The sequence below is a fragment of the Caulobacter sp. DWR1-3-2b1 genome (genome assembly GCF_049895765.1).
Taxonomy (GTDB): Bacteria; Pseudomonadota; Alphaproteobacteria; order Caulobacterales; family Caulobacteraceae; genus Caulobacter.
On sequence record NZ_JAFCSZ010000005.1, the window covers coordinates 72,014 to 96,640 of the forward strand.

At 65.4% G+C, this 24,627-nt stretch carries 25 protein-coding genes and 1 pseudogene; 13 read left to right on the forward strand and 13 right to left on the reverse strand.

The features are described 5' to 3' along the window. Positions 1 to 15: 15 nt before the first annotated feature. From ilvD to ACP69S_RS06860, 5 genes are all read right to left on the reverse strand, one after another. On the reverse strand, positions 16 to 1,752 hold the full coding sequence (ilvD, locus tag ACP69S_RS06840; RefSeq protein ID WP_425995824.1) for a dihydroxy-acid dehydratase: 1,737 nt from the start codon (positions 1,750 to 1,752) through the stop codon (positions 16 to 18). Positions 1,753 to 2,265: 513 nt separating this feature from the next. Beyond that, complete coding sequence (locus tag ACP69S_RS06845) at positions 2,266 to 2,676, reverse strand: hypothetical protein (RefSeq protein ID WP_425995825.1); 411 nt, start codon at positions 2,674 to 2,676, stop codon at positions 2,266 to 2,268. Positions 2,677 to 2,925: 249 nt separating this feature from the next. Further along, entirely contained in the window at positions 2,926 to 3,774 is an 849-nt protein-coding gene (locus ACP69S_RS06850; RefSeq protein WP_425995826.1) for a universal stress protein, read from the reverse strand. A 695-nt stretch (positions 3,775 to 4,469) separates the two neighbouring features. Next, the gene (locus ACP69S_RS06855; protein ID WP_425995827.1) at positions 4,470 to 4,739 is read right to left on the reverse strand and encodes a hypothetical protein; all 270 of its coding nucleotides are present in this window, start codon (positions 4,737 to 4,739) and stop codon (positions 4,470 to 4,472) included. Positions 4,740 to 5,186: 447 nt separating this feature from the next. Continuing rightward, a complete protein-coding gene (locus tag ACP69S_RS06860) occupies positions 5,187 to 6,056 on the reverse strand; it encodes a LysR substrate-binding domain-containing protein (protein ID WP_425995828.1) in 870 nt (289 codons plus the stop codon). Positions 6,057 to 6,152: 96 nt separating this feature from the next. On the opposite strand from ACP69S_RS06860, the gene ACP69S_RS06865 reads away from it, so the two are divergent. The 3 genes from ACP69S_RS06865 (at position 6,153) to ACP69S_RS06875 (ending at position 9,171) form a co-directional block, all read left to right on the forward strand. Continuing rightward, entirely contained in the window at positions 6,153 to 7,130 is a 978-nt protein-coding gene (locus ACP69S_RS06865) for a sodium-dependent bicarbonate transport family permease (RefSeq protein ID WP_425995829.1), read from the forward strand. Positions 7,131 to 7,241: 111 nt separating this feature from the next. Continuing rightward, complete coding sequence (locus tag ACP69S_RS06870) at positions 7,242 to 8,042, forward strand: TerC family protein (RefSeq protein WP_425995830.1); 801 nt, start codon at positions 7,242 to 7,244, stop codon at positions 8,040 to 8,042. A gap of 379 nt (positions 8,043 to 8,421) precedes the next feature. After that, the gene (locus tag ACP69S_RS06875) at positions 8,422 to 9,171 is read left to right on the forward strand and encodes a S41 family peptidase (protein WP_425995831.1); all 750 of its coding nucleotides are present in this window, start codon (positions 8,422 to 8,424) and stop codon (positions 9,169 to 9,171) included. Positions 9,172 to 9,363: 192 nt separating this feature from the next. Here the strand turns inward: ACP69S_RS06875 and ACP69S_RS06880 are convergent, their stop codons facing one another. Next, positions 9,364 to 10,299, reverse strand: a complete 936-nt coding sequence (locus ACP69S_RS06880; RefSeq protein ID WP_425995832.1) for a Gfo/Idh/MocA family protein — start codon at positions 10,297 to 10,299, stop codon at positions 9,364 to 9,366. Between the two features lie 122 nt (positions 10,300 to 10,421). Here ACP69S_RS06880 and ACP69S_RS06885 point away from each other — a divergent pair, with 122 nt between their 5' ends. Next, positions 10,422 to 11,450 (forward strand): NADP-dependent oxidoreductase, encoded by a 1,029-nt coding sequence (locus ACP69S_RS06885; RefSeq protein ID WP_425995833.1) that lies wholly within the window; start codon positions 10,422 to 10,424, stop codon positions 11,448 to 11,450. 5 nt (positions 11,451 to 11,455) lie between these two features. On the opposite strand, the gene ACP69S_RS06890 is transcribed toward ACP69S_RS06885, so the two are convergent. Beyond that, positions 11,456 to 11,800, reverse strand: coding sequence for a copper-binding protein (locus tag ACP69S_RS06890; RefSeq protein ID WP_425995834.1), 345 nt, complete (start codon positions 11,798 to 11,800; stop codon positions 11,456 to 11,458). 291 nt (positions 11,801 to 12,091) lie between these two features. Here ACP69S_RS06890 and mdoH point away from each other — a divergent pair, with 291 nt between their 5' ends. Both mdoH and ACP69S_RS06900 read left to right on the forward strand, forming a co-directional pair. Beyond that, a complete protein-coding gene (gene mdoH / locus ACP69S_RS06895) occupies positions 12,092 to 14,089 on the forward strand; it encodes a glucans biosynthesis glucosyltransferase MdoH (protein WP_425995835.1) in 1,998 nt (665 codons plus the stop codon). An 86-nt stretch (positions 14,090 to 14,175) separates the two neighbouring features. Continuing rightward, positions 14,176 to 15,069: a cobalamin biosynthesis protein CbiG gene (locus tag ACP69S_RS06900; RefSeq protein ID WP_425995836.1), complete on the forward strand. Its 894-nt coding sequence runs from the start codon at positions 14,176 to 14,178 to the stop codon at positions 15,067 to 15,069. A gap of 203 nt (positions 15,070 to 15,272) precedes the next feature. Here the strand turns inward: ACP69S_RS06900 and ACP69S_RS06905 are convergent, their stop codons facing one another. Further along, positions 15,273 to 16,640 carry an MATE family efflux transporter gene (locus ACP69S_RS06905; RefSeq protein WP_425995837.1) on the reverse strand — a complete coding sequence of 456 codons (1,368 nt, stop codon included), beginning with the start codon at positions 16,638 to 16,640 and terminating at the stop codon, positions 15,273 to 15,275. Positions 16,641 to 16,768: 128 nt separating this feature from the next. Here ACP69S_RS06905 and ACP69S_RS06910 point away from each other — a divergent pair, with 128 nt between their 5' ends. Both ACP69S_RS06910 and ACP69S_RS06915 read left to right on the forward strand, forming a co-directional pair. Then, positions 16,769 to 17,773: an SDR family oxidoreductase gene (locus tag ACP69S_RS06910; protein ID WP_425995993.1), complete on the forward strand. Its 1,005-nt coding sequence runs from the start codon at positions 16,769 to 16,771 to the stop codon at positions 17,771 to 17,773. An 80-nt stretch (positions 17,774 to 17,853) separates the two neighbouring features. Next, positions 17,854 to 18,945 carry an alpha/beta hydrolase gene (locus tag ACP69S_RS06915; protein ID WP_425995838.1) on the forward strand — a complete coding sequence of 364 codons (1,092 nt, stop codon included), beginning with the start codon at positions 17,854 to 17,856 and terminating at the stop codon, positions 18,943 to 18,945. Positions 18,946 to 18,985: 40 nt separating this feature from the next. Here the strand turns inward: ACP69S_RS06915 and ACP69S_RS06920 are convergent, their stop codons facing one another. Beyond that, complete coding sequence (locus ACP69S_RS06920; protein ID WP_425995994.1) at positions 18,986 to 19,438, reverse strand: hypothetical protein; 453 nt, start codon at positions 19,436 to 19,438, stop codon at positions 18,986 to 18,988. Positions 19,439 to 19,593: 155 nt separating this feature from the next. On the opposite strand from ACP69S_RS06920, the pseudogene ACP69S_RS06925 reads away from it, so the two are divergent. Beyond that, positions 19,594 to 19,982: pseudogene (locus ACP69S_RS06925) on the forward strand (VOC family protein). Positions 19,983 to 19,989: 7 nt separating this feature from the next. On the opposite strand, the gene ACP69S_RS06930 reads toward ACP69S_RS06925, so the two are convergent. The 3 genes from ACP69S_RS06930 to ACP69S_RS06940 all read right to left on the reverse strand — a co-directional run bounded on the left by ACP69S_RS06930 (position 19,990) and on the right by ACP69S_RS06940 (position 21,364). Further along, complete coding sequence (locus ACP69S_RS06930; protein ID WP_425995839.1) at positions 19,990 to 20,556, reverse strand: DUF2239 family protein; 567 nt, start codon at positions 20,554 to 20,556, stop codon at positions 19,990 to 19,992. Continuing rightward, positions 20,553 to 20,891, reverse strand: a complete 339-nt coding sequence (locus ACP69S_RS06935; RefSeq protein WP_425995840.1) for a GIY-YIG nuclease family protein — start codon at positions 20,889 to 20,891, stop codon at positions 20,553 to 20,555. The genes ACP69S_RS06930 and ACP69S_RS06935 overlap by 4 nt, the downstream gene beginning before the upstream one ends. A 74-nt stretch (positions 20,892 to 20,965) precedes the next feature. After that, positions 20,966 to 21,364, reverse strand: coding sequence for a hypothetical protein (locus tag ACP69S_RS06940; protein ID WP_425995841.1), 399 nt, complete (start codon positions 21,362 to 21,364; stop codon positions 20,966 to 20,968). A 167-nt stretch (positions 21,365 to 21,531) separates the two neighbouring features. Between ACP69S_RS06940 and ACP69S_RS06945 the strand changes: the two genes are divergently transcribed. From ACP69S_RS06945 to ACP69S_RS06960, 4 genes are all read left to right on the forward strand, one after another. Beyond that, positions 21,532 to 21,888 (forward strand): ArsR/SmtB family transcription factor, encoded by a 357-nt coding sequence (locus tag ACP69S_RS06945; RefSeq protein WP_425995842.1) that lies wholly within the window; start codon positions 21,532 to 21,534, stop codon positions 21,886 to 21,888. After that, the gene (locus ACP69S_RS06950) at positions 21,885 to 22,358 is read left to right on the forward strand and encodes an SRPBCC family protein (protein WP_425995843.1); all 474 of its coding nucleotides are present in this window, start codon (positions 21,885 to 21,887) and stop codon (positions 22,356 to 22,358) included. The genes ACP69S_RS06945 and ACP69S_RS06950 overlap by 4 nt, the downstream gene beginning before the upstream one ends. An 80-nt stretch (positions 22,359 to 22,438) precedes the next feature. Beyond that, positions 22,439 to 23,047 carry a glutathione S-transferase family protein gene (locus ACP69S_RS06955; protein ID WP_425995844.1) on the forward strand — a complete coding sequence of 203 codons (609 nt, stop codon included), beginning with the start codon at positions 22,439 to 22,441 and terminating at the stop codon, positions 23,045 to 23,047. 17 nt (positions 23,048 to 23,064) lie between these two features. Beyond that, positions 23,065 to 23,790 (forward strand): alpha/beta fold hydrolase, encoded by a 726-nt coding sequence (locus ACP69S_RS06960; protein ID WP_425995845.1) that lies wholly within the window; start codon positions 23,065 to 23,067, stop codon positions 23,788 to 23,790. On the opposite strand, the gene ACP69S_RS06965 is transcribed toward ACP69S_RS06960, so the two are convergent. Further along, the gene (locus ACP69S_RS06965; RefSeq protein ID WP_425995846.1) at positions 23,787 to 24,569 is read right to left on the reverse strand and encodes a DUF2461 domain-containing protein; all 783 of its coding nucleotides are present in this window, start codon (positions 24,567 to 24,569) and stop codon (positions 23,787 to 23,789) included. The genes ACP69S_RS06960 and ACP69S_RS06965 overlap by 4 nt on opposite strands. Between the last annotated feature and the right edge of the window lie 58 nt (positions 24,570 to 24,627).

Genomic DNA, 24,627 nt, shown 5'->3' on the forward strand with positions numbered 1-24,627 from the left:
TCCAGCCATCAAGCTTTACAGATCCGCGTAGATGTGCGTCTCGCCATCCGCGCCCGGATGGGTGGTCGCTCCCAGGTGAGCCGGACCCACCAGCTGGGCGAATTTCCAGATGGCGCCGGAGTTGTAGTTGGTCTTGCGCGGAGCCCAGGCGGCCTTGCGGCGGGCCAGTTCCTCGGGCGCGACTTCCAGATCGATGGTGCCGGCGTCGGCGTCGATATTGATGATGTCGCCATCCTCGACGAGAGCGATGGGGCCGCCGGCCTGGGCTTCCGGACCGATATGGCCGATGCACAGGCCGCGCGTGCCGCCCGAGAAACGGCCGTCGGTGACCAGGGCCACCTTGTCGCCACGTCCCTGACCGGCCAGGGCCGCCGTGGTCGACAGCATCTCGCGCATGCCCGGACCGCCCTTGGGGCCTTCGTAGCGGATGACCAGGACGTCGCCGTCCTGATAATCGCCGGCCGCGACGGCGTCGAAACAGGCGTCCTCGCCCTCGAAGCAGCGTGCCGGACCGCGATGGCTGCGGTGCGAGGTCATGCCGGCCACCTTAACGATGGCGCCATCGGGAGCCAGCGAGCCCCACAGCCCCACCACGCCGCCGGTCGGCGACAGAGGATTGGAGACCGGGCGGATCACCACCTGGTCGTCACGCCATTTCACGTCTTTCAGGTTCTCAGCCATGGTCTTGCCGGTCACCGTCATGCAGTCGCCGTGGATGAAACCGCCTTCCAGCAGGGTCTTGAGCAGCACAGGCATGCCGCCGGCCTCGCCCATGTCCTTGGCCACGAACTGGCCGCCCGGCTTCAGGTCAGCCAGGTAGGGCGTGCGGAGGAAGATCTCGGCCACGTCGCGAAGCGTGAACGAGATGCCGCACTCATGGGCCATGGCCGGCAGGTGCAGGCCGGCATTGGTCGAGCCCCCGGTGGCCGCCACCACGACGGCGGCGTTCTCGAACGCCTTGCGGGTGCAGAGGTCGCGCGGCCGCAGATTGGTCTCGATCAGCCGCATCACCGCCTCGCCCGAGGCCACGGCGTATTCGTCGCGGCTCAGATAGGGCGCGGGCAGCGAGGCCGACAGCGGCAGGGCCAGGCCGATGGCTTCGGAGACGCAGGCCATGGTGTTGGCGGTGAACTGGCCGCCGCACGCGCCGTCCGACGGACAGGCGTGGGTTTCCAGGTCGCACAGGTCTTCCAGCGTCATCTTGCCGGCCGAGTGCATGCCGACGCCCTCGAAGACGTCGACCACGGTGACGTCCTTGCCTTGCCAGCGGCCGGGCAGGATCGAGCCGCCGTACAGGAACACGCTGGGCACGTTGAGGCGCAGCATGGCCATCATCATGCCCGGCAGGCTCTTGTCGCAGCCGGCGACGCCGACCAGGGCGTCATAGCCGTGGCCGCGCATGGTCAGTTCCACCGAGTCGGCAATCACGTCGCGGCTGACCAGGGAAGAGCGCATGCCCTCGTGACCCATGGCGATGCCGTCGGTGACGGTGATGGTGCAGAACTCGCGCGGCGTGCCGCCGGCCGCCTTGACGCCCTTGGACACCGCATGGGCCTGACGCATCAGGGCGGTGTTGCACGGCGCGGCCTCGTTCCAGCACGAGGCGACGCCGACGAACGGCTGGGCGATCTCGCGGGTGCCAAGACCCATGGCGTAATAGTAGGAGCGGTGCGGCGCACGGGCCGGACCCTCAGTCACGTGCCGGCTCGGCAGTTTGGACTTATCCCAGCTTCCGTCGGGTTTCCTGGTCATGGCGCACGCCCTTTAGAATGAAGAGTGGTGGGATTAGCCCACGCGGCGGGCCGACGGAAGGGTTTGACGCCGAGTTTTTGCCCTCGAGAGGCGCTCGAAGGTCGATTTCATTGCGAGTGGTTCGCGATGGACACCCGCATGGCGCATGATCGAACCCTCTTGGCTCCGGGCATGGCCTCGCGACCTCACGCGGAAAACCGCCGAGCTGGTGGGAAGGGTCGCGGAGCGTCCGGGGGCTCTTCTTTCCTTTGAGGACAGATGAGCCAACCCCCGAACGTGTTTTGAGCGCTTGTGTCGTGCCGTCTCGGCTGACGACGAGGACCCAGCCCCGGCTGCGCTGTTTAGTAGTTCTGATGGAGAGCCAATCAGTGAGCCTAGAAGACGCAAGCAACTTGGGCGACCAGCGCCGCACAGCTGGTTAGGCAACGCCAGGGCACTGGCGCCGACAAGTGGACGTCGCCAACTTCTCAGAAGGGTGGAAAGCGGACGTTTCGACGTGATCATCCTAGTCTTCTAGTCCGCCAGAGGCGTGGCGACGACCGATACGTTGCTCAACGCCAAGCGGCGATAGAGACGTCGTCGTCGGACGATCGGCCACCAGTCGTAGAGGAATGTTTCTAGAGCCCGCCAGTTTGCGACCCATCCCAGGATGATGAGACCTTCATCGAAAAAGCGGCCCAAGTAGCCGGCGCCCAGAAGACCCTCGGCCAGTTGTCCGATCAAAATGCACGCAGCAAGAACGACCAGCCCGATGGCCAAGGTCGCTCTGCCAGTTCGGAAAAGCTCTCGAAGCTCCCATCCGAACACCTCGGCGCGATACGCAAAAAAGCTCCGGATTGCGTCCTCGATCAACAGTGCGTCCGGGCGCAGCGTCTCAGAAGGTGGCAGGTGGATAACAATCGAGACCGGATGTCGCCTGGCCATCTCGCCCGCCCAGCGGACAATGAACTGCTCTACCCCTGCATCGAGGTCGCGCTCGCGAAATGGGAGGGGGTCGAGCGTGTGAAAGATTTGCCCGATATTATGGACACGGATCTCGATGCACGCGGGATGTGCCCTGCCATGCAGGCTGGCGCGACGTGAGGATGCCGAGATGATCAGCTCGTCTCCGTCCTAGGGATGCGCCCGGTCATTACCCCTGCCGCAACAGGCGGGACGATGCCGGACCCTGTCCTAGTGAGCAAGGAACAACGGAACCTTCGGATCTCGCAGCATGTGCTCCGTCGCACCGCCGAGTATGAACTCTCTCACGCGAGACCGACCGTAGGCCCCCATCACCAGCAGGTCCGAGCGACAGTCTGAGGCATAATCCTCCAGCACCTGGCCTATGCGTCGGCCGCCGGCTTCCACCTCGTGCGGCACAGCGTTCACGCCATGAGCCTGCAGGTGTCGGACGGCGTCACCACCAAGGCCGGATCGGGCGTCAGACTTCTCGCCGACGACGGTCAGCACTCGCACTTCCCTGGCTTTCAGCATGACCGGTAGTGCGTTCGCCATCGCGCGCGCCGCCGATCGACTGCCATCCCAAGCCAGCACCACAGCGCTGAGCCCCTCGTCGAGGAGGTTTGCGGCCCCCGGACGGAACAGCAGCACAGGACGTCCAGAGCCGAACACGACAGCCTCGGCTACTGAACGCTGTCCATCAGCCCCGTCAGCAACCGGCACGAGACACAGGTCGCGCGTCCGGGCAGCCTTGGCGACAAACTCGCCGACGCAATCCATGTTCGCCTTGCCGTGCAGAGCGGCGCCAAAGACGCCCATTTCGCGGGCTTTGGCAGAGAATATCTCAAGCGCAGCTTTGCAAGACTGACGGCTCTTTTGTTCCTCGTCCTCAGCCAAACGGCCCAACCCGATAAGGTAGTCGGCCAGCGCGTTTTTGGGCGCGCGGATGTCGATCTCGACAGCGAGCCCAGTCAGCAGACCGCCTACGGCAGCCGTAAATCTGGCGGCTTGATCTATCGCTTCAACAGAAGTGGCCTCCGGATAGCTGTCGATCTGTAGCAAGATATCGTTGAAAGGCATAACGGTCGTCCTAAAATGGCAGCGCTGCCTCGGCAAAATTGCTGCACACAGCGAGTAATCGGGGGCGCGGCCATGCGCGCTATTACGGTGAAAGGTTCATTCTTTCTGTATTGGCGCTCGGAATAAGCTGTCGGGCGAGGGACAGAGAAGGGTGGGTGGCGGACCTTCCCTTAACTGAAAGAGGACGAGCCGCGCCTTATGCTTAGTCCATCATCGCCTTGATCCGGTACAACCACTTCTTAGCTAGCTTCCCGTTCTGGAATTCCAGCTTCATAGGCGGTGCGTCTGGATCGCAAAGTCCAAACACGAGGGTCGGAGGTCCATCGACCATCTTGGTGTCCTTCACTTTGGTGGTGTGCTCTACAATTTTGCTAGGGGGCGCTATTTCGGATGCTGCACCCAGCGCTAGAGCCCTTTCCGACCTGATGGCTTCATCAGGGTCGGGCGAAAAGGGCTCTAAATCATAAGTTTAGAGCATTTTTCGATCCGATAACCGTTTCACACTTATCGGAAAATGCTCTAGTCCAACAGGTCCCGCGACCGCTAAGCCCACGACGCCGCGGCCAATCGCGTTTTTTTCTTTTCAACTGCAATTGGGGTTGTGACGGTCCGAGTGAAGTGGATTTCCTTGCTGTCTCTGCGAAGAGCTAGTTCCATAATCGAGTCCAAGGAAATCTCTTTGTCGCTCACCAAGGTCACTTCTTCGCCGGGCGGTAGCTCATAACCCGCAAGACGTTGGCCTCGGCGTTTAGAGCCAGCCAAGCGCGGTGATTTCCAATCCGAACGTCGTCCTCATCTGCAAGTCCGTTCTTTTCCTTGTACTTGTACAAGGCCCGCCGTTCCCGTTTCGCTGCTGCCTTGCGATCTTTCTGATTGGCACTTTGGTTCTCGTTCTCGCGATAGCCGAGATACAGGAAGGCACTACCGAACAGCGCCGTAACGATGACAAGGAAGGTAGCAAGCACTGTCGTCCTCTCTGGCTGCTGGAATCGGCTATCGGCGGCTGGACTTCACCGGCGCAAGGGTGAGCCCAAGGGGCGCAATCACGGCGCCGGGCGCAGGCAGCGCTTCGAGCCGCGATCGCCTGTGAGCGAGAAACCTTCGCGTCCGGACGCGGCGCGCCCACCGGACGGTCAGGGACTTCAGCGCCGCCTGGAAGCGCCCGAGGAGGCGAACGAGTATGATGGACATACAGCCATTCCTTCTCGAAGAGAGCGCGGTCGACGCCAGGCGCCGGTTTTCGGAGGAGGGAAAACCGGACCCCGTCATCGAGCGCACCCGATGCGGTCCGACATCACGATCACGATGATCGCCAGAGGGGCCCGGTCCGCATGGTCAAGATGGCGACCGCGACATGGCATTGCCAATGACAAGGGACGAGACGGCCGATAACCCGTGCTTATGAAAGCCCCTCAGCTTACCGCCGGCCCGCGCTCCAGAGCGCGGAGCACTTCGTGGGCTAGCAGACCCGCCGGACCCTCGGCTGCGCCCCGGGCCGTCACCAGGGCAATTTCGCTGTCCGCGAGGACCGGCAGCGGATCGCCGATCACCACAAGGTCGCGCGGCGCCATGGCTCCGGGCAAGATGCCGACACCGAGGCCCGCGCGCAAGGCCGCCATCTGGCCCGCAAGGCTGGGCGAGGTGAATGCAGCGCGAAACGGGATATCCGCCTCCTGCAGGGCCGCGAGCGCGCGCTTGCGGTAGATGTCGGGCGCGGGCGCGATGATCAGCGGGAGTGGGGAGGCCTCAAGGACGGCGACGTCCAGGGCTACCCAGACGAGGGGCTCACGCCAGACGCGAACGCCAAGCTCCGGGCCCACCGGTTCCCGCTTGATCAGCGCCAGGTCGAGTTGTCCGCGCGAGAGCTGGTCGAGCAGGTTGGCGGTGTAATCCGCCGTCACCGCCAGCGTGATGCGCGGATGGCTGCGCGCGAAGGCGCCCAAAATAGAGGGCAAGTGCAGGGTGGCGATGTCCTCGGGTGCGCCGAACCGCACCTCGCCTTCGAGGTCGCCCTCGCCAAGGCTGGCCACGATCTCGTCGTTCAGTCGAAGCAGCCGCCGAGCCTGCGGCAAAAGTCCGGCGCCTTCAACGGTTAGGCCGGCGCCGTTCCCGGCGCGATCGATCAGGGGCGCGCGAAGCAGGCCTTCCAGGCGGCGGATCTGCAGGCTGACCGCCGGTTGGGTTCGTCCCAATAAGGCCGCAGCTTTGGTGAAGCTGCCCGTCTCCACAACGGTGATGAAGGCGCGCAGGAGCGTGATGTCGAGGTTCGCTATGCGAGGCATTCATAATCATTCTTTATGACAATCATCACCCGAATAAACTGGATTGAGGCTCAGGTCGAGGCCACACAGCGCCGCCTTCAGTCCTCCTGGTGACCTATGCTCGATTTCGCGCCCGGCCTCGCGCTCCTGACTTCGCCGGCAATTCTGTTCTTCTTTCTCGGCGCTGTGGCGGCGTTCGCGCGATCCGACTTGGTCGTGCCGGAGCCCGTCGCCAAGGCCACTTCGCTCTACCTGATGCTGTGCATCGGCTTCAAAGGCGGCGCAGAGGCCAGGACGGCAGGCCTTCACGTCGACTTCATCGTAGCCGCCATAATAGGCGTCGCCTTAAGCGCTGCGATGCCGCTTTTGGTCTACGCGATCCTAAAACGTGTAACGCGCCTCGACCGCGCGACCCTCTGCGCGCAGGCAGCGACCTATGGTTCGGTCTCGGTCGTCACCTTCGCGGCGGGCCGTGATTACCTGACCGTTCTTGGCATGGCGCCCGGCGGCTACATGGCCGCGGTGCTCGCGCTGATGGAAACGCCCGCTATCCTCACGGCGCTGCTGCTGCTGAATGGCGCTGCCGACAAGAGCCCTGGGCGCGGGCGAGCCATTTTGAGTGAGGTGTTCTTCGGCGCCGCGACGGTCATGCTGCTGGGCAGTTTTATCATCGGCCTGGCGTCAGGCCCGGTCGGCATGGCCAAGCTCGATCTGTTTGTCGGGCCTCTGTTTCAAGGCGCCCTGTGCTTCTTCCTGCTTGACATCGGACTGGTCGCGGCACGCCGGTTGATGGCTGGGGGCGGCAAACTAACGCCTACCTTGCTCGGATTTGCCTTGGTGTTTCCCGTGGCGTTGGCGCTCCTGACCCTTGCCATCGCACGGGTGGCCGGTTTGTCGGTCGGGGATGGGGCGCTGCTGGCGATCCTGGCCGCATCCGCCTCCTACATCGCCGTCCCAGCGGCGATGCGCCTGGCCGCCCCGCAGGCCGATACCGGGATCTATATAACCTCGTCCCTGGCCGTGACGTTTCCCTTCAACCTGACGGCGGGGATCGCTTTGTGCGCCACAGCGGCGGCGTGGCTCTGGAGACAATGACTTTCTAAGAGCAGGACGCCCGGCGGGGCAAACCGACCCTTTCGATCGACCGATCACGACCCGCGAACTTTCGCAAACCGACAGCAGACTGACGAACTGGAACGCCTAAAAATGGTAGCTCTCATGGCCTTGGCCTCGGACCCCACGGTCTGGGCTGCCCTTGTCACCCTCATCGTCATGGAGGTGATTTTGGGGATCGACAATCTCGTCTTCATCTCGATCCTGTCCAACAAGCTCCCCGTGGAACAACGCGCAAAGGCGCGCCGGATCGGGATCGCGCTGGCCTTGATCATGCGGTTGGCCTTGCTTTCCACCCTGGCCTTCATTGTCGGCCTGACCGCCCCAGTTTTCGCGCTCCCCTGGCAGGGCCCTGCCAATGAGCACGGCGAACCGGCTTGGGAGCTTATCTTCTCCTGGCGCGACCTCATCCTGATCGTGGGCGGCCTGTTTCTGATCTGGAAGGCGACGACTGAAATTCACAATAGCGTCGATACCAAGCCAGCGCCGGGCCCGCTCAATAAGGGCCGCGTCGTGGCGGTGGGGTTTGGGGCCGCGATCGTCCAGATCCTCCTGCTCGACCTAGTGTTCTCAGTCGACTCGATTTTGACCGCCGTTGGCATGACCGATCATGTGCCGGTGATGGTGATTGCGGTGGTGTTCGCGGTTCTCGTCATGCTCTTGGCCGCCGACCCGCTGTCCAACTTCATCCACAAGAACCCGACCGTTGTGATGCTCGCGCTGGGGTTCCTGCTGATGATCGGCGCCACATTGATCGCCGACGGTTTCGGCGTGCATGTCCCCAAGGGTTACATCTACGTTGCCATGGCCTTCTCGGCCCTCATCGAGGGACTGAACATGGCGTCCCGTGGGGCGGGGGAAAGGCGCCGGTTGGCGCAGGAGACGCAAGGGTAACGAGGCTAGACCATGCTTCAGGCTTGGAGGCGGCCCCCTTCTCCACGGTTTTCGATCAGGTCCGCTTGCGTAGCGGAAGGTCACTTCCAGCGAAGGACCAAACAGCCTTTGTCAGCGCCAAGTCCCGAATAAACCTCTGACTTTGTTCAACAACTGATGGAATCCGGGACTCGACCGATCTCGTAGGTCTCGGAAATTCTCAAACACCATCTAGGACATGGACTTGAAAGGTCCCGGCCCTTTAATCTCGCCATCGCGGCCGAAGACTCACTGAGATGCATATATTTAGTCAAATCAATGGAATGCGGCCGGCGAGACGCCCTGGCGAGGCATTGGGTTTACCTTCACGCCCGACGCCAAGGGTCTGCATGTCACCAGCGTGGAGCCCGGCTCCCCTGTACAGAAAGCCGGCATTGGTCCGGGGGCGCTCCTGCTCCAAATGCGTCTTGATCCGCCGCGTGATGTGTTCGCCCACTTCGAAGGTCGCTTTGAGGTCGCGCAACTTGCGCCGCAGCAGGTAGACTTTCGCTTTACGGTCAAGCCGGGCGGGCCCGAGCGCGAGGCGCGCCGCCTCAATCGCGGCGGGCTATATCTCCGTTTCGATCGCTTCGACCATGACAGTGTCAGCTGGGTGGTGGGCAATCTCCGCACCGCCGGCGATGGACCGGTCATCCTCGACCTTCGCCAGAACGCCGGCGGACCGACAGACGAGCTGAGGCTGTTGGCCGGTGTCTTGTTCGATCGCGATCTTGCCATCGGCTATCGCGTGGCAAGTGGCAAGACGCCCCTGAACGCCAGGTCGCGGGGCGCGGCGTACAACGGGCCGCTGGCCTTGCTGGTCGGGTCCGGCACGGCGAGCGCCGCCGAAGTGCTCTCCGATGCGGTCCTGCACTACAAGCGCGGCCTTGTCGTCGGGGAGAAGACGCAAGGCGCTGTGCTCGAGGCCGAATTTTTCCCGCTGCCGGACGGCGGGCGGTTGGAAATTCCGATCAACGATTTACTCGGGGCAAGCGGGCGGCGGCTGGAGGCGAGGGGCGTTGAGCCCAGCATCCCCGTGACCCTGGACGGCCGATCCTCCGATCGGGATCTGGTGCTCGAAAAGGCCGAGAAAATGCTCGACGCGAGGTGATACCCGCAGGCGCAGGGATCTCGGACGCTCAAATCGCCACGACGAGCGAGTGTCGTTCTCGGTGAACACCCGCCCTGAGGCGCGGACCCGCCGGGCGTCCACAAAGGGTGGAATGCGGCCCGTTAGACCGCTCTAGAAATCGGACATCCACAGTCGGGCTAATCGGACACGGGCGGCGCAACGCGCTGAAACTCAGCCCCCTGCCGCCCACTCCACCGCCAACGCCAAGTCCAGCGCCCGCGCTGCCTCTTCCCCGGTCACCACCGGACGCGGGCTCTCGCCGCGCACGGCGGCCAGGAAGCCGGCGACGCTTTGGCCTAGGGGGTCCTTGCCGGCCGAGGTTTCGGTGAAGTCCTCGATCAGCGGAAACGGGGTGGTGTTGCGGAAGGTGCGGGCCAGGAAGTCGATCTCGACCTCGCCGGAGGGGTAGACGACCTTCATGGTCCGCTCGCGGGCCTCGGCGACGCGCGAGGAGTCGAACACGGCGATGAAGCCGTTCTCGAACATGGCCTCGACCTTCACCCAATCGAGCGATTCCGAGCGGGTGATGGCCCCCTCGCCGTCCACGGTCATCGGCTGGGCTTCGCACAGGGCCAGGGCCAGGTCGATGTCGTGGATCATCAGGTCCAGCACCACCGAGACGTCGAGATTACGGTCCGACGGCGTGCCGCGACGCACGGCTTCCAGGCGCAGCGGCTGTTCGGGAATATCAAGCAGGCCCATGGCCTGGAAGACCACCCGCTCCTGATGGCCACAGGCCAGGGGCACGCCGGCCTTCATGGCGGCGGCGACCAGGGCGTCGCCGTCTTCGGGCGTCACGGCCAGAGGCTTTTCGCAATAGACCGGCTTGCCCGCCTTAAGCGCCGCCAGCGCCGCCTTGGCATGGTGGACGGCCGGGGTGGCGACGGTGACCACGTCGACGGCAGCCAGGAAGGCGGCCATGTCGTCATAGGCGGTCGCGCCCAGAGGCTCGGCCAGGACCCTCGCGCGCTCCAGATCAATGTCGAACACGCCCACCAACTCGACGCCGGGCAGCTCGACATACTTCTTGGCGTGATAGCCGCCGAACACGCCGGCGCCGACAACACCTGCCTTTAGAGTGGGGGCCTTGAGGATCGCTTGGGTCATGGCCGTTGTCTAAACCGCTTCGCCCTTGCTCGGAAGCGCTGGAGCCGCGCGCCGGGACGCGCTAAACAACCGTTTAAATTAGAAACGCACTTCCAATTAGCAACGCACAGGGAGCAGACCCAATGACCGTCTCGCGTGAAATCCGCCTGAAGAACCGCCCCGTCGGAGTGCCCACCCAAGCCGACTTCGAACTGGCGTCCGTCGATCTGGCCGCGCCCGGTCCCGGCGAGGTGCAGGTCAAGAACCTGTGGATGTCGGTCGATCCCTATATGCGCGGCCGCATGTACGACCGGCCCAGCTATTCGCCGCCGTTCGAACTGGGCAAGGCCATGCAGGGCGGCGCGATCGGCGAAGTGGCGGCCTCCAACGATCCGGACTATGCGGTCGGCGACATCGTTAATTCGATGTTCGGCTGGCGCGAGGCTTTCAACGTTTCCCCCAAGGCGATGGCCGCCGCCGGTCCAATGGGCGCCATCACCAAGATCGACACTCACGGCCTGCCGCCGCAGAGTTTCCTGGGCGTGTTGGGCATGCCCGGCATGACCGCCTATGCGGGCTTGCTGCGGATCGCCGCCCTGAAGGACGGGGATGTGGTGTTCGTCTCTGCCGCCGCCGGGGCGGTGGGCTCGATCGTCTGCCAGATCGCCAAGCTGAAGGGCCACACCGTGATCGGCTCGGCCGGCGGACCCGAGAAGGTGGCGTTCCTGAAGTCAATCGGCGTCGACCATGTCATCGACTACAAGGCCACTCCGAATGTGGTCGCCGAGTTGGCCAAGGCCGCGCCCAAAGGCATCGACGTCTATTTCGAGAATGTCGGCGGGGTGCACCTGGAGGCTGCCATCAATTCGGCCCGCCCGTTCGCTCGGTTCGCCCTGTGCGGGATGATCTCGCAATATAACGAGACCGGCACGCCGACCGGCCCATCCAACATCATCCAGGCGGTGGGCAAGAGCCTGCGGCTGGAAGGCTTCATCGTCTCCAACCACTATGACCTCTATCCGGCCTTCGCCAAGGACCTGGCCGAGTGGATCAAGGCCGGCAAGATCACCTGGAAGGAGACCGTCGAGGACGGCGTCGAGCGCGCGCCTGACGCCTTCATCAAGCTCTTCGCCGGCGAGAACATGGGCAAGATGCTGGTGAAGCTGGCCTAGGACGATCAGCGGGCCTTGAGTTCGGTGAGCTCAAGGCCCTCGTCGTTGCGGCGGAACTTGAAGGCCACGCGCGAGCCCGGTTCCAGTGGAGCTTCGGACAGCACGTCGGCGAAGGCCACGAAATCATTGCGGCCCGGCGGCAGGTTCGCGCCGCTCGCGCCGTCGTGATCGAGCGTGAGAATCGAGCCATCCACAGCCGAGATCACGCCCGCCGAGTCGTACTGCGGCGTGGTTTCAAGGGCATGGGCAGCCCTTTCCGAACCATTTTCCTGGGGGGAACTTCCAGGGCCGGGTCCGCAGGCGACTAGTGAAAAAGCACCGAAAATTGCCAAAACAATTTTGTTTTTCATGATCTTACTAACTTTCTCCGTTCGAGCGAGCTAGGCTCGCCCATCACGGATCCCAAGTTTTTTGCCGGAGCTGCGAGATAAGCGTGATTTCTGGTAGCGAATTCGTGATCGAAGTTTTACTCTAGGAGCGCCGGCGGCTCTCCACGTCGGGAAATCGAGCGTCATGAACCCGTCACACGCCGCGACGACCGATCCCTAGCGGACGGTCGCCCGAGCGGAAAGCGCGAACCTCATGCGGCGATGCGCCGGAGAGAGCCCGGCCCCGGCCGGACAGACCGAGACGATGACCACATGAGCGACCGCTCTTCCCTCTTCGACCTGCGCACCTCGACGAGCGTCTCGTTCGATCAGGTCGTTCAGCGCCGCGACACGGTGGAGATCCCCACCGAGGCGCCGTTGGCCATGCCGGTGCAACATCTGTCGATCTGGCAAGGCGGCGCCCGTCGCGCCACCGAGGTCATCAACACCATGACCGCCCGTCGCTGGATGGTGTTCCTGGCCACCGCCTTCATGGGCGTCGCGGGCTGGAAAGCTACCTTCGACACCATCGCCCTGGGCGGCGTCACGCGCCTGGAATTCATTTGCCTGGTGCTGCTGGCCCCGCTGTTTCTGGCCCTGTCGCTGTGGTTCTGCACGGCCGTCGCCGGCTTCGTGATCCTGCTGGGTAAGCCCAAGGATCCGCTGGGCATCGACAGCGCCAAGCCGATGCCCAAGCTGCGCGCCCGCACCGCCATACTGATGCCCGTGCACAACGAGGACGCCACCGCCGTCTTCGCCCGTCTGCGCGCCATGGACGCCTCGATAAGCGAGACTGGCAACAGCCGCGCCTTCGACATCTTCATCCTCAGCGACACGCGCGACGCCGCCGTGGCCCTGGCCGAGCAGGCCTGCTTCGCCCGCTTCCGCCGCGAGGCCAATTCGGCCGTGTTCTACCGCGTCCGCCACGAAAACAAGGGCCGCAAGGCCGGCAACATCGCAGACTGGGTCGCCCGCTGGGGCAGCGCCTATGAGCACATGCTGGTCCTCGACGCCGACAGCCTGATGACCGGCGACGCCATGGTCCGCCTGGCCGACGCGATGGAACGCCACCCCGGCGCCGGTCTGATCCAGACCATGCCGATGCTGATCAACGGCCAGACGATCTTCGCCCGCACCCTGCAGTTCGCCACGCGCCTGTATGGCCGCGTTTCGTGGACGGGCCTGGCCTGGTGGTCGGGTTCGGAGAGCTCGTTCTGGGGCCACAACGCTATCGTCCGCACCCGCGCCTTCGCCGAGACCTGCGGCCTGCCCTCGCTGGACGGCCCCAAGCCGTTCGGCGGCGAGGTGATGAGCCACGACGCCCTGGAAAGCGCCCTGCTGCGCCGCGGCGGCTGGAGCGTCCACCTGGCTCCCTATCTGGAAGGCTCCTACGAAGAGAGCCCCTCCAACCTGCTCGACTTCGCCACCCGAGACCGTCGCTGGTGCCGGGGCAATGTCCAGCACATTCCGCTGGTCGCCCTGCCCGGCCTTCACTGGCTGAGCCGCATGCATCTGGTGATCGGCGTGCTGAGCTACGTGCTATCGCCCCTGTGGTTCATGGCCCTGACGGCCGGCGTCGTCTCGCGCCTGCTGATGCCGTCGCTGAAGAAGGCGGCTTTCACCATGGCCGACCTGCAGGCCGCGGCTCACGCCCTGATCGACTGGAGCGAGATCCAGGCCACCGCCTGGGCCATGATTATCACCTTCGTGCTGCTGTTCGGCCCCAAGATCCTGGGCTCGATCCTGGTCTTCTCGCGTCCCAACGAGCACAAGGGCTTTGGCGGGCGCCGTCGCATCGCCGCCGGCCTCGGCGTGGAGATGCTGCTGTCGGCCCTCGTCGCCCCCATGCTGATGTTCACCCAGACCCGCGCCCTGGTCGAGATCCTGGCCGGCAAGGTCGGCGGCTGGGCCACTCAGCGCCGCGACGCCGACAAGGTAACCGGCAACGAAGCCTTCCGCGCCATGGGCTGGATCACCGTCACCGGCACGCTGCTGGCCTGCGCCTTCTGGTTCACGCCCGACCTGCTGACCGGCACCGCGCCGATCCTGGCCGGCCTGATCCTGGCCGTCCCGCTGACCATGCTGGGCGCCCACAAGGCCGCCGGCCTGCGGGTCAAGGCCAACGGCCTGTTCATGACCCCGGAAGAGCGCCGCCCGCCGGCCATCGTCCGCGCGGCCCTGGGTCCGGTCTGCGAGCCTCCCGCCCGCTGGTTCGCCCGCGACGGCCGCATCGCGCTGCCGGTCGAGGTCGCCGAGCAAACCGCCGCCTAATACGCTTCATGCGCGAACGGCGGCTGGCTCTTGCTGGCTGGGCGGAGTAGAAGCGCGGCTTCGTTCGTTTTCCGACGGAGCCTGCCGTGTCGCGCCTTTTCAGCGCCTATGTGATCGTCGACTGGAGCGCGGCCGCCAAGCCGACCACCGGCGCGGACTCCGTCTGGATCGGCGTGCTCAAGCGCGACGTGCGATTCCGGCTGACCTTCGAGAGCTTCAATCCGGCCACCCGTCAGGAAGCCGAGACCAAGCTGGCCTCCATCCTCGACGACTTCAAGAAGCGCAGCGAGCGGGCCCTGGTGGGCTTCGACTTCCCGCTGGGCTTCCCGCGCGGCTTCGCCAAGGCCCTGAGCCTGCCGGGCGAGCATCCTTGGCGCGCCGTCTGGGACCAGATGAACAAGATGGTCAAGGACAAGGCCGACAACACCAATAACCGCTTTGGTGTCGGCTCCGAGATCAACCGCCGCCTGACCGGCGGCCCCTTCCCGTTCTGGGGCTGCCCGCCCAAGGACGCCCTAACGACCCTGCAGCCTAAGCGCACACGCGAGCATGGCGAGGACGACCTGCCCGAGCTGCGTCACGCCGATGTGGCGGCTAAAGGCGCGTCGTCGATCTGGAAGCTCTATTATAACGGCTCGGTCGGCGGTCAGGCGATCGTCGGCATCCCGGCCGCGCGCCGGTTGAAGGATGCGCGTGGCGACGCCGCTCGGGTCTGGCCGTTCGAGACAGGCTTCAAGGCGCTGACCGAAGCCGATCTGGAAGGTGTGCTGGTCGTGATCGCCGAGGTCTATCCCTCACTGCTCAAGGCCGTCCCTGCAACTGGCGAGGTCAAGGACCTCGCCCAGGTTCGCGCCCAGGCCGAACACTTCGCCAAGCTGGACGAGGCAGGGAAACTGGCGGCGCTGTTTGCTGGCCCGAAGGCTTCGGACGAGGTGGTCGAGGCGGCGCAGAGCGAAGAGGGCTGGATTCTGGGGGCTTAGCAGCAGCTGGTCCCCTCTGGTGGATCTGCGCATATGACCCAAAGAGGTTGTCGTCCCGGACAAGCGCGCAGCGCGCAGATCCGGGACCGACGCCTGAACTTAGCGCTTCCGGCGGTCCCGGATCTGCGCTTCGCTTGTTCCGGGATGACAGCCTTTTTTGCCGCAACTCCGTAGGCGATAGCCCTGCCCTAAAGAAGGAGGAGCTAGAGATCGCGATCCTTCAAATCCAAGATCCGAAACCGCCCCAGCAAAAACGCCGCCGACACAAAGCTGGTCACGATCACCGACCAGACGATACCATCGACGCCCATGCCCATCGGAATGGCCAGCCACCAGGCCAGCGGACCCATGATCACGCCATAGCTGATCAGGTGGGTGATGGTCGGGATCCAGACCTCGCCGCGTGCCCGAAGGGCCTGGGCCGCCACCACCTGCACGGCGTCGGGCGCCAGGAACAGGCAGGTCAGGGCCAGGGCCGGGGCGATCAGGGCGATGGCGTTCTGGTCGGCGGTGTAGGCCGAGGCCACCCACTCGCGCAGCGGGAAGAGCAGCAAAGCCAGGACCAGACCCACCACTGCGGTGAAGGCGAAGGCCACCCACCCGGCGCGGGTCATGGCGGCCGGATCGCGTGAGCCGAAGGCCCGGCCCACCTGCACGGAAGTGGCGGTCGAGATGCCCAGCGGCAGCATGAAGATCACGGCGGCAACATTTATCACCACCGCCCAGGCGGCGATCGACAGTCCGCCGATCCAGCCGGCAACCAGGCTCATGCCGGCAAAGGCGGCGACCTCGAAGAAGTTGGACGCGCCCGCGCCATAGCCGATGCGGCGCTGCTCGATCGAGGACGGACGATCCACAGCCGGCTTGTCGAAAATCCCCAGCGCCCGGGCGTCCTTCAGCCGTACCACGTAGATCGCGAGCATCACCAGCAGCGCCAGCCGCGCCACGAAGGTCGCCCAGGCGCCACCGACCGCGCCCAGGGCCGGCAAGCCGAAGGTTCCGGGCACCAGCACCAGGTTGACCGCCAGGTTGACGAGGTTGGCCACCCACATGGCGATGGTCACCGGACCCGGGCGCGACAGCCCCTCCAGCCAGAAGCTGATCACCACGGTCAGCGCATAAAGCGGCAGCGACAGCGAGAAGACGATCATCGGCGCGGTCGCCCCATCGGCCAGCGCCTTTGGCAGGTGAACCATGTGCAGCAACGGCGGCCCCAGCACCGCCAGGGAAACGCCCGAGGCCATGCCGATCCAGAAGGCGTAGACCAGCCCCCGCCGCAGCACCGCGCCGGTGTCGTGCGGATTGCCGGCGCCAATGGCGCGCGAGGTCATGACCTGTGCCCCGACCAGCAGGCCGACGGTCATGGTCACGAAAACCGAGGACGGCGCCCAGGCCATGGCGTGGAAGCCCAGCTGTTCCGCCGAAAACCGCCCGACGACGATGGCGTCGGTCAGGCCCATGACCATGATGCCCAGGCGTGACAGCACTACTGGCCCCGACAGGCGCATCAGTTCGATCAGATCGGACATCACGGCGCCGCGGGGCGCCGAAGCAGCCGCGTCGCGGGGCATTGGCAGAGGCCTTTCAAAAGGGCCGGCAAGGTCGCTCACAGGACCCCCGGGGGCAAGGCTGCTTTTAAGCCGGCGGGAACATCCCCCTCCGCCAGTGGTTTTCGGGTCGCAGCTTGGAAAGATCCGTGATGGCCGAAACCCAGACCCCACAATTCGAACGTGACGCCGCCGAGGTCGCCGACGCCCAGCGCAACATCCAGGCCCCGCTGGACGCCAAGGAGCAGCGCTCGTTCAAGCCTTCGGAGGACGACAAGCCCGCCATGCAGGCCGGCGCCCGTCCCTATCCAGCCCCGCCATTTCCCGAGCAGCATCAGGTCAAGCCCGGCCTGGAGTCCCGGCTCGATCCCGCCCCCATGTACGACGCACCGTTCTACAAGGGTTCGGGCAAGCTGAAGGACAAGGTGGCCCTGATCACGGGCGCCGACAGCGGCATCGGCCGGGCCGTGGCGGTTCTGTTCGCCCGCGAGGGCTGCGACGTCTCCATCGCCTATCTCGATGAAGAGAGCGACGCGCTGGTTACCAGAGCCGCCGTCGAGGCCGAGGGGCGTCGCGCCATCCTGGTGCCCGGCGATGTCAGTGACCCCGCCTACGCCAGGCTAGCCGTCGCCGCGACGGTCAACGCCCTCGGCAAGCTGGACATCCTGGTCAACAACGCCGCCTTCCAGGAACACGTCATGGACTTCGAGGACATCACCGAAGAGCATTTCGACCGGACGATGAAGACCAACCTCTACGGCTATTTCCACATGGCCCAGGCGGCCGTGAAAGTGATCCCGCCGGGCGGCGCGATCATTAATACGGGCTCGGTCACCGGCCTGCTGGGCAACAAGGATCTGCTGGACTATTCGACCACCAAGGGCGGCATTCACGCCTTTACCCGTTCGCTGGCCACGCACCTGATCGACAGGGGTATCCGCGTCAACGCCGTGGCTCCAGGCCCGGTCTGGACGCCCCTGAACCCGGCTGACAAGCTGGGTCCGCAGGTGGCCGAGTTCGGAGCCAAGACGCCGATGCGCCGCCCGGCCCAGCCGGAAGAAATCGCGCCGGCCTATGTCTTCCTCGCCTCGCCCCAGACCTCCAGCTACATCACCGGCGAGGTGCTGCCGATTATCGGGGGTTATAGCGGGGGGTAGCGCCCGGAACCGGCGCGGCTACGGACCGTTGCTCGTCCAGCATCAACGCCGGCTACCGGCGATATCTCAGGGAAAACCCCATGATCAACCGACACAAGCTGGCGGCGCTCTGCGCTGTCTCCGCCTTGGCGCTCGTCACGGCGGCCTGTTCGAAGACGACCGACGAGCCCAAGACGTCCAGCGAGGCCCCGGCCGCCGCCCCTCCAACACCAGCATCTGGCACGGCCGACGCCGACATGCAGGCCGTGCTGGACAAGCTGGCTTCGCTGGGCGGCAAGCCGGTCGAAGGCCTGTCTCCGCAGGACGCCCGCCTGCAGCCGACGCCCGCCGACGCCGTCAAGGCGCTGATGGCCGAAAAGGGCATAGCGGCCGACACGACCGTCGCTACGCAGGACGTGACCTATCCGACCGCCGGCGGCGTGCAGAAGGCCAGGGTCTACAAGCCGGCCGGCGTCGCGGCCAATGCGCCGGTGGTGTTGTACATCCACGGCGGCGGCTGGGTGATCGCCGACATCGAGGTCTATGATTCCTCACCCCGCGCCCTGGCCAAGGCGACGGGCGCCATCGTCGTCTCAATCGAATATCGCCACGCGCCGGAAGCCAAGTTCCCGGCCGCCCACGACGACGCCAATGCGGCCTATCAGTGGGTCGTGGCCAATGCCGGCAAATGGGGCGGCGACGCCAAGAAGATTGCTCTGGTTGGTGAAAGCGCCGGCGGCAACATGGCGGTCAATGTAGCGATCGCCGCTCGCGACAAGGGTTGGTCCGCGCCTCTGGCCGTCGTAGCGGTATACCCCGTCGCGGACAGCAGTATGGCGACGGGTTCCAAGGTGACGCACGCCGCCGCCAAGCCGCTCAACACGCCGATGCTGGCCTGGTTCTTCACCCACACTCTGAGCAATCCGGCCCAGGCCACGGATCCTCGCCTGAACCTAGTTGGCGCGGATCTGAAGAACCTTCCGCCCACCACCATTATCCTGGCCGAGATCGACCCGCTGCATGATGACGGCGTCAATCTGGCCGACAAGCTAAAGGCCGCTGGCGTGACGACCGATGTGAAGGAATATGCCGGCGTCACACACGAGTTCTTCGGCATGGGCCCGGTGGTCGCCGACGCCAAGGATGCCGAAACCTATGCAGCCGGCAAGCTGAAGGCCGCGTTCGGGATGTAGAAGGATGGCCGCCCGGGCAAGGCTCGGGCGGCTTCAATTCTCAGTGCGGCCAGGTCTCGGTCAGCAGCTTGGCCTCGCCGTTCTTCAGGCTGACCTCGACGGCCGGGGTCTTGGGCTGGCCGGGGGCGAACAGCTCGTAGATCACCATGGCGTCGTTCTGGGTGCTCTCGATGACCCGGACGGGCTGGGCCTTGCCGGCTGCGGCGTGGACGGCGTGAGGCGCATCGGCCCAGGCGATATCGCGCTGGGTCTCGACGATCTCCCAGGCGCCGTTCTTCTCCAGCAGGTCGAACTCGATCTCGGCGCCGCTCGGCAGCACCCCCTCGACGTCGAAATAGCGGCGGTCTTCCCGCTCCTTCAGTTCGGCCTCGACGACCTTCAGGCCCGGAGCGGCCTTGGTGACGACAGCCAGCACGGCGGCCGGCAGGTCGGCGGCGGCCACGGGCGTAATTTTGGTTTCAGGCGCGCCGGCGACAGCGGCGGAGCCGGCCATCGCGAGGGAAAGGGCCAGGGCAAGACGGATCGACATGACGGACATCCTCGAACGGCGGTGGGCCGGTGACAGGCATCATGCACCACCGCGCCCTTCACCAGCGATGCTAAGACTGGATCGCTGACGGTATGAACGCGCCTCTTCAAGGAGTCGCCATGGCCCGCCACCTCGCCCTCACTTCCTTACTCGTCGGCGACTATGAGGACGCGTTGAGCTTCTATGTCGGCAAGCTGAGCTTCGAGCTGATCGAGGACACCGACATGGGCGAAGGCAAGCGCTGGGTCGTGGTCTCGCCCGGCGCGGGCGGCTCGCGCTTCCTGCTGGCCAAGGCGGCCGACGAGCATCAGGCAGCCCGGATTGGCGACCAGGGCGGCGGCCGGGTGTGGCTGTTCCTTCACACCGACGACTTCGCCGCAGACCACGCCCGAATGAGCGCCGCCGGGGTTCGCTTCCTGGAGGCGCCCGCCACGAGCCCTATGGCAGCGTGGCGGTGTTCGAGGACCTCTACGGCAACCGCTGGGACCTGCTTCAGCCCCGCAATTGATATCGATCTAAACGGACGTATCGTCCGCGCCGAACGCCTCGGCTGCGAAGGTGCGCAGCTGGGCGGCGATGTCGGCGGGCCAGGCCGTGATCCGCGCCTCGAACGCCGCGTCGTCGCCCGCGAATAGGGCCCGCATCGCCGCCTCGAAACCTTCGCGGTCTCCGGCCATGACATTGGCGAAGCGATAGGCCGCCTCGCGCGAGCGGCGGATACGGTCGGGGCCCTCGCTCTGCCGGCGCGCCGCCTCGACCAGCTTGCGCAGCGCGACCGAAGCGCCGCCGGGTTGACTGGCCAGCCAGTCCCAGTGACGGGGCAGCAGGGTGACCTCGCGTGGCGTGACGCCCAGCTTAGGCCGACCACGACCACGCGGCGGAGCTTCCTCGGCAGGCTCCAGCCGGACAGTCAGGTCGGCAGGGCCGCCGCTGAGGTCGAAGTCCACCTGCCGGCCCTCGGGATCGAAGATCAGCACCAGCGCGCCCGACGGGTCGCCCGCCAGCCGCAGGGCGGCGAGGGCCACATCAAGACTGGACCCCGCAGCGATGCGCTCGGCGCCCTTGAAGACCACATGGCTCATCGGTTCAGCCCCTTGGCGCCCAGGCTTTCGATCCAGGCGGCGCGACGCTCCTTCAGCAACGAGGACTTGCCGAGCGGGACCAGGTTCTCGTCGTCGATGACTTCCAGCTGCTCGTAGCTGAACGCCGCCTCTCCATGCGCGGTCCAGGCGGCCTGCAGGCTCTTCTCCGGGTGCCCGCCGTGCTTGAGCTCGAACCAGATGCCGTTCTGGCGGATCGCGAGGTCCGGCGTGGCGCCGACCCAGGTCTCGCCGCTCGCGGCGCAGCGCACCGCATAGATCCCGGCCTCGATCTTGCGGTCACGATAGTCGCGCACCAGCGCCTTGCGTCCGTTCATGGGACCCTCCTGCGGCGCGATTTCTACCCGGATAAATTTAGGAGTCAATATTACCCGGATATATATCTTGAGGGCTAGGTAGGACCGGATGCTGGGCGGAACATCACATAGCCCCGCTCGACCATTCGCCGCAGGGCCTCATAGGCTTCGGCGAGTTCTTCATAGGCGATGCGCATCTGGGCCAGCTTCGCAATCTGGTCCGGCGAGGGCGTGTGCGCTGTTTCGGTCATGGCTACGGCAGCCGCCACCCACTGGGCGCGGGCCTGGGCGGCGGCGACAGCCATGTGCTGGAAATGGGCCGCATCGATATGGCCCAGCGATTGGCCGATCAGCGCCTTGTTGGAAGCAAAGGCAGTGTAGTCGATCTGCTCCAGCGTGCCGCGCAGGCGACGCTGGACCTGGGGATCGACATCCTCGGGTTCGAAATGATCCAGGCCGCGACGGCGGAAACTGGATGTGACGGTCGACGACATGGCGTCCTCCCGCCCGGCCATGATGTCTGACGAGAGCCGGGTCTGGGACAGAGCCTGCGCCCGACAACTTAAAAGGTTATTGCCAATCGACCGATTGCCGGCCGCTTGACGCCTCGCGCATCAGATTAATATAACCTACTAGTTATGTAACCGATGAGCTATCGATTATGACGCCCGCCAGCCTCGACGCCACCTTCGCCGCCCTCGCCGACCCCACCCGGCGGGCGATTCTGGCGCGGCTGGCGATGGGCGAGGTATCGGTCATGGAGCTGGCCCAGCCGTTCGCCATGAGCCAGCCGGCGATCTCCAAACACCTGAAGGTGCTGGAGCGCGCCGGCCTGGTCTCACGCGGCCGCGACGCCCAGCGCCGTCCGGTGCGCGCTGAGCCCAAACCGATGGCCGAGGCAGTCGCCTGGCTGGAAAACTACCGGCAGGTCTATGAGGCCCGGTTCGAGGCCATGGACGCCCTGCTTGAGGAACTGAAGGCAAAAACACCCCTAGCGACAAAAGGACCCACGCGATGAGCAAGATGCAGATCACGACCCCGACCGACTGCGAACTGGTCGTCACCCGCGCCTTCGACGCGCCGCGACATCTGATTTTCGACTGCCTGGGCAAGGCCGAGCTGGTGAAGCGCTGGCTGCTGGGTCCGCCGGGCTGGACCATGCCGGTGTGCGAGGTCGACTTCCGGGTTGGCGGCAAGTTCCGCTATGTCTGGCGCAACGCAGATGGTCGCGACATGGGCATGGGCGGCGAGTTCATCGCCATCGCGCCCGAACGGATCGTGCACGAAGAGATGTTCGACGACGACTGGACCGGCGGCCGCACCCGCGTGACCACCGACCTCGTGGAGGGCGGCGGCAAGACGACCATGGTCATCACCGTTCTCTATGCTTCGAAGGAGGCCCGCGACGGCGCCAAGGCCAGCGGCATGGCAGACGGCATGGAGTTTGGCTATGCCCGCCTCGACGACCTGCTGGGCGAGCTCGTCTGAGCGATGGCGGAGCCCCAGTCTCAAGAACGCGCTGCGCGATCTGACCCGTCCGACCAAGATGCGGAAAGGGAGCTATCCAATTGATCCGTATACACAATTTTGCGCGCGGCGCCCGAGGCCTGCGGGTCTTCTGGACCTGCGAAGAGATGGGTGTGCCCTATGAGGCCGTCGCCATCCCGTACCCTCAACCCGCCGACTATCTGGCCATGAACCCGTTGGGCACAGTACCGTTCCTGGAGGGCGAGGAAGGGGTGGCGATACACGAGTCGGTGGCGATCATGCTCTATTTGGCCCAGCGCTATGGACCCACGCCGCTGCTGCCCGCGCCGACCGATCCCGTCCTGGCCAAGGTGTTGCAACTGACGGTCTTTGGTGAAGCCTCCATCGGCGCGGCCCTTAACACCCTGCTGGCCGCCAAGTTCGGCGCGCCCGAGGCCGAGAAGGACAACTGGTCGGCTCGCATGACCCAGGGTCGCATGGGAGACCTGATCGCCGACGTCTCGGCCAACCTGGGCGACAAGCCCTTTCTGGTCGGCGACCACCTGACTCTGGCCGACATCTCGGTCTCCTGCGGCCTAGGCATCTGGGCCGGGGCGTTCGGCGGAGTGCTGCCGGATAATCTGGTATCGTGGCGCGCGGGACTGGCGGCGCGCTCAGCCTATCAGCGGGCCCGGGCGAAGTCGGTCTAAAGTTTCGGAGTTCTCGAATGCCTTTCGCCATCCATCGCGGACAGCGGATCCATTATACGGTCGAGGGCGCCGGCCCACTCGTCGTCCTGCAGCACGGCCTCCTGATGGACGCCGAGAGCTGGAAGCCGAGCGGGATCGTCGAGGCGCTGGCTGGCTTCCGGGTCGCCTGCGCCGACTCGCTGGGTCACGGGCTCAGCGACAAGCCGGTCGATCCCGCGCTCTATGATCAGGACCAGCGCGCTGGCGACATCGTCGCGGTGATCGACGACCTCGGCGCCGATCGCGCTCACCTGATCGGCTATTCGATGGGCGGGTGGATTTCGGTCGGCGTGGCCAGACGGTATCCGCAGCGCCTGTCATCCCTAATCGTCGGCGGCTGGGACCTGATCAATGGCCTGCCGCCGGGGCCCAAGGGGCCTGTGAGTTTCGACATGTTCATGGCGTTTGCCGGGCGAGCGGCACCGGATCTGGTCGCATGGGTCACGCCGGATATCGAGCCCGGCGTTCGCGCCTGCTTCGACGCCCTCGGCAAGCTCCAGGGCGCATCGGAAGCCGTGCTGACCGCGGGCGTTCCCGTGATGCTCTGGGACGGCCGGGACGATCCTTATCACGCCCAGATGCAGGCCTTCGCGGCGGCCAACGGGCTGCCGTTTCTGTCGGTCGCTGGCGACCATCTGGCGGCGAACCTGCGTCCCGATGCAGAGACCCTCACGGCGCTTCGCGCCTTCTTGGACAAAGCCTAGGCCCGCAGCGCCTTCCAGCCGAATTCCAGCAGCGGCCGAGCGTGGACAGCGAAGTCGGCAATGATTGCGGGCAGCGCCGTCCCGCCTATCTCCGGGCCGGTGAGGTCGCGGCGCACCAGCCAGCGGGTGCGCTTGATCGCCGCCTCCAGCGGACCGCCGACCTGGTCCTCGAAGCCCTTGGGCATGCGCTTGGTCGGCTCGCCCGGTTCGAATGGCAAGCCCTTGGCGGTCAGGGCCTGCTCGACCGCCTTCCAGCCCTTGGGGTCAGCGACGAGGGCGCGGCGGAAGGCGTCGATGTGCGGGCGCTCCGACAGGTAGAACCCCGCCGCCGCGAACGGTCCGTGGCCGGAATAGCCGGCATCGGCGTCGTCGCCCGACGGGAAGGTGGTTGGGTCGAGGGGATCGATGGTCTCGGGATCGAAGGCCGGCTTGCTGCCACCTTCCGGCTCGATGTGCACATAGAGCATGCCCGGCGACATCTTCTGCCCGTCGCGGGTCAGGGTGGCCGAGACGTGGGTCTTGTAAGGGCGCTTGTCCTTGGAAAACCGCACGTCGCGATGGATGCGGAACACCGTGGTCTTGGGATGGCCCGCCAGCGGCAGCCCCCGGTCGTCGAGCGCCTCATTCAGGGCCAGGATCAGGGTTGCCAGGGTGGGCTTGAGGCCCTCGTCATAGGGCGCGCGGTTGGCGGTGAACCACTCTCGGTCATTGTTGACGGCAAGGCCAGTCAGGAAAGCGAGGTCGGCGGGCGCGAAGCCGGGAAACGGGGCCTGAATCATAGGCAATAGCTTAGCGTTCAAATCGCTGGATGCAGCAGACTGGTGGGTGTACGCCCTC